Annotated in this window: 11 protein-coding genes; 9 read left to right on the plus strand and 2 right to left on the minus strand. The window is 72.1% G+C overall.

From position 1 onward, the window contains the following. Positions 1–26 precede the first annotated feature (26 nt). Positions 27–281 carry an acyl-CoA carboxylase subunit epsilon gene (locus KY498_RS15330; RefSeq protein WP_060960969.1) on the minus strand — a complete coding sequence of 85 codons (255 nt, stop codon included), beginning with the start codon at positions 279–281 and terminating at the stop codon, positions 27–29. After that, positions 278–1,879, minus strand: coding sequence for an acyl-CoA carboxylase subunit beta (locus KY498_RS15335; protein WP_219879626.1), 1,602 nt, complete (start codon positions 1,877–1,879; stop codon positions 278–280). The genes KY498_RS15330 and KY498_RS15335 overlap by 4 nt, the downstream gene beginning before the upstream one ends. Positions 1,880–2,049: 170 nt before the next feature. On the opposite strand from KY498_RS15335, the gene KY498_RS15340 reads away from it, so the two are divergent. From KY498_RS15340 to KY498_RS15380, 9 genes are all read left to right on the plus strand, one after another. Further along, positions 2,050–2,829 (plus strand): biotin--[acetyl-CoA-carboxylase] ligase, encoded by a 780-nt coding sequence (locus tag KY498_RS15340; RefSeq protein WP_101306731.1) that lies wholly within the window; start codon positions 2,050–2,052, stop codon positions 2,827–2,829. A gap of 78 nt (positions 2,830–2,907) precedes the next feature. Further along, a complete protein-coding gene (locus KY498_RS15345) occupies positions 2,908–3,480 on the plus strand; it encodes a PH domain-containing protein (protein WP_061782057.1) in 573 nt (190 codons plus the stop codon). Between the two features lie 99 nt (positions 3,481–3,579). Beyond that, positions 3,580–4,695: a 5-(carboxyamino)imidazole ribonucleotide synthase gene (locus tag KY498_RS15350; protein WP_258186424.1), complete on the plus strand. Its 1,116-nt coding sequence runs from the start codon at positions 3,580–3,582 to the stop codon at positions 4,693–4,695. A 252-nt stretch (positions 4,696–4,947) separates the two neighbouring features. Beyond that, a complete protein-coding gene (gene purE, locus KY498_RS15355) occupies positions 4,948–5,415 on the plus strand; it encodes a 5-(carboxyamino)imidazole ribonucleotide mutase (protein ID WP_191009570.1) in 468 nt (155 codons plus the stop codon). Further along, positions 5,412–6,887: an LCP family protein gene (locus KY498_RS15360; protein ID WP_191008947.1), complete on the plus strand. Its 1,476-nt coding sequence runs from the start codon at positions 5,412–5,414 to the stop codon at positions 6,885–6,887. The genes purE and KY498_RS15360 overlap by 4 nt, the downstream gene beginning before the upstream one ends. Before the next feature lie 4 nt (positions 6,888–6,891). Further along, positions 6,892–8,013 (plus strand): glycosyltransferase, encoded by a 1,122-nt coding sequence (locus KY498_RS15365; protein ID WP_191008946.1) that lies wholly within the window; start codon positions 6,892–6,894, stop codon positions 8,011–8,013. A 38-nt stretch (positions 8,014–8,051) separates the two neighbouring features. Further along, a complete protein-coding gene (locus KY498_RS15370) occupies positions 8,052–8,972 on the plus strand; it encodes a glycosyltransferase family A protein (RefSeq protein ID WP_061782060.1) in 921 nt (306 codons plus the stop codon). Then, the gene (locus KY498_RS15375; protein ID WP_191008945.1) at positions 8,972–11,260 is read left to right on the plus strand and encodes a glycosyltransferase; all 2,289 of its coding nucleotides are present in this window, start codon (positions 8,972–8,974) and stop codon (positions 11,258–11,260) included. Before KY498_RS15370 ends, KY498_RS15375 begins: the two co-directional genes overlap by 1 nt. Positions 11,261–11,277: 17 nt before the next feature. Next, positions 11,278–12,549, plus strand: coding sequence for a glycosyltransferase family 9 protein (locus KY498_RS15380; RefSeq protein ID WP_219879422.1), 1,272 nt, complete (start codon positions 11,278–11,280; stop codon positions 12,547–12,549). Positions 12,550–12,580 lie beyond the last annotated feature (31 nt).

Here is a 12,580-nt window from a genome sequence, read left to right on the forward strand (position 1 = left end):
GTATTTTGGGGGACAAAGACAGCGGGTCAGCCCGCGAAGCGTCCCCAGCCGATCTCGCGCCGCAGGGGCGCGCGCAGGTTCCGGGCCGAGAGCTCCCAGGCCGATCGCCGCGGGGTCTCGTCGGCGACGGCGTCGGCGGCCTCGCGCTCGTAGGCCTCGGTGACCACCGCGAGCACGGCGGCCAGCTCCTCCGGGGTGGGGTCGCCGCGGCGGACATCGATGCGCACGGCATCCGCGCCGGCGGCAGCCGCGCTCGGCGGCGGCGTGGCGGACGCGGTCATAGCGGGATGTTACCGTGCTTCTTCGCGGGCAGGCTGGCCCGCTTCCCGCGCAGCGACCGCAGTGCCTTGGCGACCGCGACGCGGGTCTGGGCGGGCTCGATGATGCCGTCGAGCTCGCCGCGCTCGGCGGCCAGGAACGGCGACGCGACGTTGTAGGTGTACTCGTTCGCGAGGCGCTGACGCACCGCCGCGACGTCTTCGCCGGCCTCCTCCGCCTTGCGGATCTCGCCGCGGTAGAGGATGTTGACGGCGCCCTGACCGCCCATGACGGCGATCTCGGCGGTCGGCCAGGCGAGGTTGACGTCGGCGCCCAGCTGCTTGGAGCCCATCACGATGTAGGCGCCGCCGTAGGCCTTGCGCAGGATGACCGTGACGAGGGGGACGGTCGCCTCGGCGTACGCGTACAGCAGCTTGGCGCCGCGGCGGATGACGCCGGTCCACTCCTGGTCGGTGCCGGGCAGGTAGCCCGGGACGTCGACGAGGGTGAGGATCGGGATGGAGAACGCGTCGCAGAAGCGGACGAACCGGCTCGCCTTCTCGCCCGCCTCGATGTTCAGGGTGCCGGCCATCTGCGACGGCTGGTTGGCGATGATGCCGACGGTGCGGCCCTCGACACGGCCGAGGCCGATGACGATGTTCGGCGCGAACAGCGGCTGCACCTCGAGGAAGTCCCCGGCATCCACGATGTGGGAGATCACCTGGTGGATGTCGTACGGCTGGTTGGGGGAGTCGGGCACGACCGTGTTGAGCGTCCGGTCGGCGTCGGTGGTCTCCCACTCGAACTCGTTCTCGTAGACGGGGATCTCGGCCATGTTGTTGTCGGGCAGGAAGCCGACCATCGAGCGGACGTAGTCGATCGCGTCGTCCTCGTCCTCGGCCAGGTAGTGCGCCACGCCGGAGCGGGTGTTGTGCGTGTAGGCGCCGCCGAGCTCCTCCATGCCGACGTCCTCGCCGGTGACCGTCTTGATCACGTCGGGACCCGTCACGAACATCTGGCTGGTCTTGTCGACCATGATGACGAAGTCGGTGAGCGCGGGGGAGTACACCGCGCCGCCGGCCGCCGGGCCCATGATGATCGAGATCTGCGGGATGACGCCGGAGGCCGCCGTGTTCAGGCGGAAGATCTCGCCGTACTTGCCGAGGGCGACCACGCCCTCCTGGATGCGGGCGCCGCCGGAGTCGAGGATGCCGATGATGGGCATGCCGCCGCGCAGCGCGAACTCCATGATCTTGATGATCTTGTCGCCGGCCACCTCGCCGAGCGACCCGCCGAAGGTCGTGAAGTCCTGCGCGTAGACGGCGACCGTGCGGCCGTGGATCGTGCCGACGCCGGTCACCACCGAGTCGCCGTACGGGCGGGAGCGGTCCATGCCGAAGGCCGTCGTGCGGTGACGCACGTACTCGTCGAACTCGACGAAGGTCCCGGGGTCCACGAGCATCTCGATGCGCTCGCGCGCCGTGAGCTTGCCCTTCGCGTGCTGCTTGTCGCGCGCGGTGGCCTCGGCATCCACGACGGCCGCCTGGTAGCGGGCGCGGAGGTCGGCGATCTTGCCGGCCGTCGTCGACAGGTCGGGCTGCGCGGAGTGGTCTGGCTGCACGGTTTCGTCTGGCTGCACGGTTTCGTCTGGCTGCTCTGGCACGCCTCCCACCCTAGCGACCGCCCCCGTACGTCGGTTGGGGGACGCTCACAACGAGACGGCGATTCGATTGTGGGATGCCGCGGAACGACGCGCCGTCCGGCCTCGCGGGTGCGGCGTAGGGTGACGCTATGTCGATTCCCACCGAGGGCTATCCCCTGACGGCCGCTGTCTCGCCCCGCGTTCACGTCATCGACACCGTCGACTCCACCAACGCCAAGCTCGTCCGCGATGCCGAGGACGATCCGGACGGGCATCCGCACCTGTCGGTGCTGCTCACCCGCGACCAGCGCGCCGGCCGCGGCCGGCTCAGCCGCACCTGGGTGACGCCCCCCGGATCGGCCCTCGCGGTGTCGGTGCTGCTGCGCGTCGGCGCCGTCGCCGTGCACGACCGGGGTTGGATCCCGCTCGTCGCGGGCGCCGCCATGGTCGACGCGGTCGCCGCCCAGCTGCCCGCCCACGACGTCGCGGTGAAGTGGCCGAACGACGTGCTCGTCGACGGCCGCAAGATCTGCGGCATCCTCGTCGAGGTCGTTCCCTCGGATCCGCACACGGTCGTCGTCGGCGCCGGTGTGAACACGACGATGTCCGAGGCGGAGCTGCCCGTGCCCACGGCGACCTCGTTCGCTGCCCTGCGGGCCGTCGCCGACGAGGACCGGCTCGTCGCGGCGTTCCTCGACGCGCTCCGCGACCGCATCGCCCGCCTGGCCGTCGGTGGGGGAGCCGCGGTGGCCTCCGACGTCGTCGCGCGCTGCGGCACGCTCGGCACGCGGGTGACCGTCTCGCTGCCCGACGGCGGGGTCATCGAAGGCACGGCCGCGCGGCTGGACGCCGACGGTCGGCTCGTCGTCGCGACCGACGACGGCCCGGAGAGCGTCGTGGGCGCCGGTGACGTCGTGCACGTGCGATGATCGCGCCGGCGGCGGGCGAATCGCGGACCTCGGCCCGGTCACGCCCCGTTTCGGCGCGGTGACCGGCACAATGAGAGCGTGACCTCGCCGACCGCGTACCCCGGGCGACCCGCCACGCCCGCGCCGGGCGCGCCGACACCCGAGCGCCGCATCGCGCGCGTGCGCGGACACGCGCGCCGGCTGTTCTGGTCGGCGCTCGTCCTCATCGTCGCCGCCGGAGCCGCCGGCTACTTCACGGGCAATCTCCCCGCTCCGTTCGAAGACTGGATGCTGTGGGCGACGGCGGGCGCCGTCGTCCTGCTGCTGGTCGTCCTCCCGTACCTGCGGTGGCTGTCGCACACCTACACGGTCACGACGCGGCGCGTCGTCGAGCAGTCCGGGACCTTCGGCCAGCGCCGCCGTGAGCTCCTGCACGCGCGCGGCTACACGATCGCGGAGCGCCGGGGTCCGCTGCAGCGGCTGTGGGGCGCCGGCACGCTGGTGCTCTCCAACGGCGTCGACGAGCCCCTCCGGCTCGTGAACGTCCCCGCGGTCCGCCTCCTGCACGAGGCGCTGTCCGACCAGGTCGAGGTGAGCCAGATCCTGGCCCATCGCGACGCCCGGTGGGACGCCGCGACCACGGTCATCCCGGACCCGCCCCCGCTTCCGTAGCCCCGTACGGCCCGGCCGGCGGACGGCGGACGGCGCGGCCGCGGTGGCGGAGCGCCCTCTCGCCGACCTGAGAAGATGGAGCGGACGAAAGGGAGCACCATGGCACTCACCCTCGGAATCGTCGGCGGCGGTCAGCTGGCGCGGATGATGATCGCGCCGGCCGTCGAGCTGGGCGTGCAGGTGCGGGTGCTCGCCGAGGAGCCCGGGATGGCCGCCGCGATCGCCGCGACCGCGACCGGCGACTACCGCGACCTCGAGACCGTGCGGGCGTTCGCGCGCGACGTCGACGTGCTCACCTTCGATCACGAGCACGTGCCCCAGGAGGTGCTACGCGCGCTCGTGGACGACGGTGTGCGCGTGCACCCCGGGCCCGACGCGCTGCAGTTCGCGCAGGACAAGCTCGCGATGCGCGCCCGCCTCGACGAGCTGGGCATGCCGCAGCCCGATTGGGCGGCCGTGGCCGATGCCGAGGCGCTGCGGGCGTTCCTCGACGCCCACGGCGGCCGCGCCGTCGTCAAGACGCCCCGGGGCGGCTACGACGGCAAGGGCGTGCGCGTCGTCAGCGACCCGGCGGAGGTCGCGGACTGGTTCGATGGCGGCGCGCTGCTGGCGGAGGAGCTCGTGGACTTCTCCCGCGAGCTCGCCCAGCAGGTGGCGCGACGACCGTCCGGTGCGCTGCTCGCCTACCCCGTGGTCGAGACGGTGCAGCGCGACGGCGTGTGCGCCGAGGTGATCGCGCCCGCCCCGCGCGGCGGCGCGCGTCTGGCCGAGGTCGCGGCCGAGATCGGAACCGCGATCGCGGAGGGTCTCGGCGTGACGGGCATGCTCGCCGTCGAGCTGTTCGAGACGACCGACGAGCGGCTGCTGGTCAACGAGCTCGCGATGCGCCCGCACAACAGCGGCCACTGGAGCCAGGACGGCGCCGTCACCGGACAGTTCGAGCAGCACGTGCGCGCGGTCCTCGATCTTCCGCTGGGCGACGCGTCCCCGCGGCAGCCGTGGGCGGTCATGGTGAACATCCTCGGCGGTCCGCAGCACGACACGCTCGAGAGTCGATTCCCCGCGGTGCTCGAGGCCCATCCCGCTGTGAAGGTGCACACCTACGGCAAGGCGCCCCGCCCCGGGCGCAAGGTCGGGCACGTCAACGCCGTCGGCGACGATCTCGATGCCGTGGTGTACGAGGCCCGCGCGGCGGCGGCCTTCTTCACCGACTGACGCGCCCCTCCGCCCTCCGGCCCGCGCCCGATCGTGGGGGTGGATCGGCGGTTGCTGCGTGACGAACGTCGGACCATCGGTGGGCGTGGGCGTGCTCGCGGGTGATGTCGACGGGCATGAGGGCGCGACTCCGACGCTCGTCACCGACGGCTCTCGAGCGTGGCGTTCCGGGGTTCTTCCAGGGTGCCGCCATAGCCTTGTCGGGTGACAAGACCCCTGCATTCCTCGGCATCCCCTCTCGTCGGCGTGGTCATGGGGTCGGACTCCGACTGGCGGGTCATGAGCGACGCCTCGCAGGTGCTCAGCGAGTTCACGATCCCGCACGAGGTCGAGGTGGTCTCGGCCCACCGCACGCCCGACAAGCTCCTGCGCTACGGCCGTGAGGCCCGCGGCCGCGGCCTCCGTGCGATCATCGCCGGGGCCGGCGGCGCGGCGCACCTGCCCGGCATGCTGGCGTCGGTCACCTCCCTCCCCGTCATCGGTGTGCCGGTGCAGCTCGCGACGCTCGACGGGTTGGACTCCCTGCTCAGCATCGTGCAGATGCCCGCGGGCATCCCGGTGGCGACCGTGTCCATCAACGGCGCCAAGAACGCCGGACTGCTCGCGGCCCGCATCCTCGGCTCGTCCGACCCGCGACTGGCCGACCGTGTCGAGCAGTACGCGCGGACCCTCGAGGAGCAGGTCGAGGAGAAGAACCTGCGTCTGAAGGAATCGCTGTGAGCATCGCCGCCCCGCCGCGTCCGCCCCGTGGCGCGGGAGGCGGTGCCGGGGGAGGCGTGATCGTCGGCGAGCAGCCGATGCGTCGCCCCGACACCCGCTCGCCGCAGGTCATGACGCGGCGCGCCTGGTGGCTCCTGGCCCTCAACTTCCTCCTGCCCGGCTCGGCTCAGGCCCTCGCCGGCAGCCGGCGCCTCGGGCGGGTGGGCCTGACGGCGACCCTGCTCATGTGGGTGGTCGTCGTGCTCGCCGGCGTCGCCGCGCTGATCTGGCCGTCGCTGCTCTTCACGATCGGCACGAACGGGTTCGCGCTGCTCGTCATCCAGCTCGTGCTCCTGGCGTACGCCGTGCTGTGGGTCGTGCTCACGATCGACACGCTCCGGCTGATCCGGCTGGTGAACGTCCGCCGCGGCTCCCGGCCGATCGTCGCGGCGCTCGCGATCCTCAGCCTCGTCGTCGGCAGCGGCGGCGCCGTGTACGCCGCGCAGCAGCTGCTGGCTCCGGCTCGCGAGGCGATCGCGTCGATCTTCACGAACAACGCCCCGCCGGTGCCGCCCTCCGACGGGTACTACAACTTCCTGCTCCTCGGCGCCGACAGCGGCCTGGGGCGCGATTCGATGCGATTCGACAGCATCTCGGTGGTCTCGGTCAACGCCGAGACCGGCGCCGTGCACATCACCGGCATCCCGCGCGACCTCGCCTATGCGCCGTTCGCCGACGGACCCATGCACGACCGCTATCCCGACGGGTTCGAGGGCCACCCCTCGCAGACGTGCGGCTGGGGCCCGGGCATCAACCAGCTCATGAACGCCGTCGAGATCTGCCAGCCCGACGGAGGCGCGGAGATCTACCCCGACGCCGCCGCGCAGAGCTCCACCCCTGCCATCGAGGCGACGAAGGATGCCGCGGAGGGCATCCTCGGCATCCAGATCCCGTACTACGTGTTCGTCGACATGAAGGGGTTCGCCGACATCGTCGACGCGCTCGGCGGCGTGGACATCACCGTCCAGGAGCGGCTGCCCAAGGGCGGCGGTCCCACCTACGAGGGGGAGCCGGCGGAGGACTGGGCGATCGGCTGGATCGAGGCCGGAGCGCAGCACATGGACGGCGACACGGCGCAGTGGTACGCGCGGTCGCGGTACACCACGAGCGACTGGGACCGCATGCGCCGTCAGCGGGAGCTGCAGCAGGCGATCCTGGCGCAGGCGAACCCCGCGAACGTCCTCAGCCGCTTCCAGGCGGTCGCCGCGGCGGGGGAGGACCTCGTGAAGACCGACATCCCCGACTCGATGCTGGGGTATCTGGTGCAGCTCGGCGTCAAGGCGAAGGAGCAGCCCGTGCAGACGCTCGAGCTGACCCCCGAGGGCGCCGGCATCGACACGGACGAGCCGACGGCCGACGAGTACGCGCACGTGCGCGACCTCATCCAGCAGGCGCTCTACCCGCCCTCGCCCACGCCGACCCCGGAGGGCTGAGGTCATGACCGCCACCCTCCGCCTGGTGCTGGATCAGATCGTCGCCGCGACCGACGCCGATCTCGCGATCGCCACCCGCGAGATCGCCCGCGCGCTCGTGGCGACCGCGCCGTCGGGGTGCGACGTCGCCGCGATCGTGCCGTCGGTGCCCGACGCGTCCGCCGCGCTGGAGGCCGCCGTTCCCGGCCTCGTCGATGTCACGCGCGCCTCGCTGCCGCGCCGTGAGCTCGCCGCCTCGTGGCAGCTCGGGATCGCACCGGGCATCGGGGGAGGGATGATCCACTCGCCCACCTCCCTCGCGCCGCTGGTGAAGCACGATCGGGTGCACGAGAACGATCAGACGGTCGTCACGATGTGGGATCTCGCCGCGTGGGAGCGCGCCGCGGAGATGTCGCGTCCCGCCGTCGCGTGGCATCGGGCGATGCTCAAGCGCGCCGTCAAGCATGCCGACGCCGTCGTGGTGCCCACCCATGCGATGGCGGAGAGGCTCTCGGAGATCGCCCCCCTGGGCGACCGCCTCCGCGTCATCGCCGGCGCCGCACCCGCGCGCTTCGCCGTCCCCACCGACGAGGTGGGTCGACGCCGCGCGCTCGACATCCCGGACGGGTGCCTCGTCATGTCCGGTTCCGCGGCGGCATCCGCGGGTCTCTCCGACGCCTTCACGGCGATCGCGGCCTCGGGAGCCGACCTGCCCGTCGTCGTCCTCGACGCCCCCGAGGGGGAGGAGCCCGCGCTCGCCGAGCAGGCCGCGGCATCCGGTCTGGCGGAGGGCCGCGTGCACGTGCGGGGGACGCTCGAGGATGCCGATCGTGCGGCCGTCCTCGGGGGCGCCGTCGCGCTGCTGGCGCCGAGCCGGCTCGCGGGCTTCCCGTGGCGGGTCGTCGAGGCGCTCGCCGTCGGCGTGCCCGTCATCGCCGCGGACTCGCCGACGCACCGCGAGATCGTGTGGGACGGCGGCGTGCTGGTGCCGGCGGACGAGGAGGGCGCCTTCGCGGACGCGCTCGCGGGCCTGCTGTCGTCGACGGCCGTCGTCGAGCGGCAGGCCGTGCTCGCCGCCGACCGCGGACGCGCCTTCTCCTGGCTCAGCGCGGCCGAGCGGGTCTGGCAGCTGCACGCCGACCTGTGAGGACGCGCGAGGACGCGCGCGGTTCTAGGGTGTAAGTCATGCCTCCTCGTGTCACCGTGATCGTGCGGACGAAGAACCGACCGGAGTTCTTGACGAGGTCTCTCGCTGACATCTCGGCACAGACCTTCCGTGACGTCGGCATCGTCGTCGTCAATGACGGCGGCGACCGCGCCGTGGCCGCGCAGATCGTGTCCTCCGCCGGCGTCGATTCCCGACTGATCGACACCGCCGCACCGGGCGGGCGGTGCGTCGCCGCGAACACCGGAGTCGCGGCGGCCGACGGGAGCGAGTTCGTCGTCCTCCACGACGACGACGACCTGTGGGACCCGCGCTTCCTGGAGCGCACGGTCGCCTGGCTCGACGCGCACCCGGAGGACGTGGGCGTCGCCGTCGCCACCGCGATCGCCTACGAGCAGAACGTCGGCGGCGTATGGGTCGAGGCCTCACGGGTGCCGTTCTGGGAAGGGATGACCCGCGTCTCCTTGACCGACATGCTCGATCGCAATCGCGTCGTCCCGATCTCGTTGCTCTACCGACGTCGGGTCCACGACGAGGTCGGCGGTTACGACGAGCGACTGGGCACCGTCGAGGACTGGGAGTTCCTGCTGCGGGTGCTCGCTCGACACTCGGTGGGGTTCATCCCCGGTGCTCCCCTCGCGATATGGACCCAACGCCCTTCCGCCACCGGAGTGGCGTCCAACAGCATGTTCGCCCTCGAGGATCGACACGCCGAAGACGACGCCCTCGTGCGCGATCGCGAGCTCGCCGCCTGGACGTCCGCCAACGGAATGGGCCTTCCGCTGTACCTGGCGGGGATGGAGAGGCGGCTGGCGGACCACGTCGATGCGTCGGCCGACCGCCTCCGGGAGCAGATCCGTGCTGACATCGATTCTCATCAGCCCATCGCTTCGCGTCTGCGGCGTCTGCGACGACGTCTGGGCGGCCGAGGCGACTCGTGATGACCGCTTCCCGATCGCGTCTGCGCGCCGCCTGGCGTCGCGTCAGGGGCGCTCCGGTGGCCGGCGCGCTCGTCAGGGCCGCGGACCGTCTGCTGTGGTGGCGGGTCATCCGCCGCTCCGGCCTGGTGGACGCGCAGTATTACGCCGCACAGCGCGGATGGCGCCGTGCCGGTGACGCGCGGGCGATCGTGGACTACGTCACGCGCGGATTCAGATCCGGCCTCAGCCTGAATCCGCTGTTCGACGAGCTCGTCGCCGGGCGGGCGCTGCCCGAGCCCGATCGGGTCCCCGCGCTCTACGCCTACCTCGTGAGCGATCGACGCACGGTGTCCGTCCATCCCTGGTGGGACGCGCCGGCCGACGCCCGCCGGGCCGAGGGCGTTGCGCCACTGGACGACGTCTGGGCGCGCCGGGAGAGCGCGATCGTCGAGGTTCGGATCGGCGAACGGTCGCGGTCCGTGCCGGTGATGCAGCTGCGCGCCTGGGCGATGGAGGCCGCGCAAGAGTGGCGACGGGGGACGCGCGCACCCGCCGGGGACGCAGATCGAGCCGACCTGGTCGTTCGGATCCTCCAGCGGCGGGATCGCGATTACCCCCGTCGCGTCCTCGAGGTCACCCCCCTGGCCCACACGGATGACGTGGTCGTCGTCGCGGTCGGATGCGAAGCCGGTCAGTGGATCGGGCTCGACGTCGCCGCACGGCTGTTCCCGTCGTTGCGGCGAGTGATCGTTCCGCGCGCCGCGTCCTATCGGGATGCCGTCCGCAGCGCCGACGCCGCGCCCCGACGCGGATCGGGCACGATCACGATCGTCGGCCCGCGATCGGACCTCACCACGGCCGAGATCCGCGCACTGCGGGAAGGCGTCGTGCCGGGCCGGGCGGTCGCACCCGTGGAGATCGCGCCCGACGGAACCGTCGCGGCCTTCGGCGCGGCCGGCACCGGCGGGACCGTGCCCTACGCGATTCTCAGCGGCCATCCCCGCGAAGACCTCGATCTCCTCGGGACGTCGCGCATCGAAGTGCCCCTTCTGGCCGGTCCCACGTTCGCGATGGCTCGTGAGGATTGGTCCGCGATCGGCGGGTTCGACGGTGTCTCGGCGGGAGCGGCCGTGCCTGCCCTCAGCGCCGCCCTGCGTGCTCGAGTTCCCGGCTTCGTCTGCCAGATCGACGCGGGCATCCGGAGCACGTCGTACGCGCGCCACACCGCGTTCCGGACGGAGGAACCCGCCGCGGCGCCCTTCTCCGATGAGCGCCGTCGCGCCGAAGAGATCCTCCGTGCAGCGGGCTTCCGGGTGACGGCCTGGCGCCCCGCGCTCACGCCGTCCGCCGCACCGCTGCCCGAGCTCGAGTGGCGACGCCCGGAGCCGGCGGCCTTGCGGTGGGCCATCAAGATCTGCGCACCGCCCGGTCCCCTCGGCGCCGTCTGGGGCGACACGCACTTCGCCGACGGACTCGCCAAGGCCCTCAGACGACGCGGACACTTCGTGGCGGTGGACAGCTTCGATGCCCGGGACCGGTGGACGTCTGCCCTCGACGACGTGACGCTGGTGGTGCGGGGTCCGTACCGCATCTCGCCCCCGACGACGGGTACCCGCGTCGAGTGGATCATCAGCCACCCCGACCAGATCACGCGAGCCGAGGTGGACGACTTCGACATCGTCTACGCGGCATCCGATCTGTGGAGTGCAGCGGCCTCCGAGCGGTGGAACATCACCGTCTCGCCGCTGCTGGAGTGCACCGACGCCGATCAGTTCTACCCGCGTGGCCTGGCGCGCACCGACGAGATCGTCTTCGTCGGCACCGCGCGAGGAATCGCTCGGCCCAGCGTCGTCGTGCCACTGGCGGCGGGCATCCCGGTGCGCGTCTACGGACCGGATTGGCGCACCTACATCCCCGCCTCGGCCATCGCGGCGGAGAACCTTCCGAACGACCGGCTCAGCGAGCGCTATGAGACGGCCTCCATCGTCCTCAACGACCAATGGCCGGCGATGCGGCAAGAAGGGTTCATCGCCATGCGGCCGTTCGACGTCGTGGCCGCCGGCGGGCGGGTGATCAGCGAGGACGTCGACGGTATCGACCGCGTGTTCGGTGACGCCGTGCCCGTCTTCCGAACGGACGAGGAACTGCTCGAGCTGCTGGCACGCGACCCCGCCGATCTGTTCCCGGATGCGGAGGGGCTCGCGGCCGCGTCCGAGCGCATCCGACGGGATCATTCCTTCGACGCGCGGGCCGGACGTATCGTCGACGACGTCCTCCGCCACCGCGCCGCGGGGGGCGGCGCCGCGTGAGCAGTAGAATGGCTCGGATGAACGCGCGTTCCTTGCTTCACCGCGTCCAGTGGGAGATCAATGCCATCCGGCATCGCGATCCTCTGTCGCCACGGCGGTTTGTCCGGTTGTTCGGTTCGCGCCGGCGGCGCTCCTGGGACCCGACGCAGGAGCCGCGCCGGGTCGTCATCCTCCGCAGCGACGAGATCGGCGACACCGTCAGCACGTTGACGCTGCTGGACGCCATGCGTCGCCAGTGGCCCTCCGCGAAACTGCACCTCGTGGTCAAGCCGGGCCCGGGGTCCGCTTTCCATGCCGCCCCCAGCGTCGACCGTCTGATCTTCTGGTCGCCGATCACGGAGGGCTCGGCGTTGAAGCGGCAGATCCTCACGGTTCGGCAGGCTCTGCGCCGGTTCGGGATCCGCGGCTACGATCTGGCGGTCCTGCCGCGCTGGGACTTCGACGACACCCCGATCCGGTACCTCGCGGTCGCCACCCGTGCGCGCTCGGTCGTCGGCTTCACCCCCGTCCCCCAGCGCGAGCCCGACTGGCTCGGCGACCAGAGCGCGCTCTTCACCGATGAGCTCCCGCGCGGAAACGACCCCCTGCTGACCGTCGCTCAGCTGCGCCGCCTGGCGGACTGGCTCGGGCTGGCATGGACCCATCCGGGCGCCCGGCCGGTGGGACGAGCCCTGTTCGACGCCGCCGACGCGGCGCGCGCAGAAGCCCGCGCCTCCTTGCCCGGTGAGAGCGGACGGGTCATCGGCCTCGGCATCGGCGCACGGGACGCGAAGCGTCAGTGGCCCGTCGAACGTCTGACCGAGGCCGTCGTCGAGATCGCGAAGAGCGGGCCGGTCCGCGTCCGCATCCTCGGAGGCCCGACCGACCGCGAGCGTGCGGCCGAACTCGTGGGGCTTCTCCGCGACCGCGGGATCGCGGCCGTGGATCTCGCGGGCGAACTCTCCTTGAGCGAGAGCGCCGCGGCGATCTCGCAGTGCGACCTCTTCATCGGCAACGACTCCGGTCTGCAGCACATCTCGAGCTCTCTCGACGTTCCCACCGTCGTCGTCACCTGCCATCCCGCGACGGGCTCGCCCTGGAGCGACAATGCGCCGGAGCGATTCGGCCCGTGGTCGCGTCAGCGAGCGGTTCTCCAGCCGGAACGGCCCGCACCCGGATGCGGCGAGGAGTGCTCGTCGCGCGAGCCGCACTGCATCCTCGCCGTCGACTCCGCCGATGTCGCCGGCGCCGCCCTCGCGCTCATCGGTGAGTCCTCTCGTCCTTCCGAGACACCGGCGTCCGCGGGCTGACCCGCGTCCTGTCTCCGTCACTGATCTGGAA

The sequence above is a fragment of the Microbacterium sp. PAMC21962 genome (assembly GCF_019443465.1).
In the GTDB taxonomy this organism is placed as follows: domain Bacteria; phylum Actinomycetota; class Actinomycetes; order Actinomycetales; family Microbacteriaceae; genus Microbacterium; species Microbacterium hominis.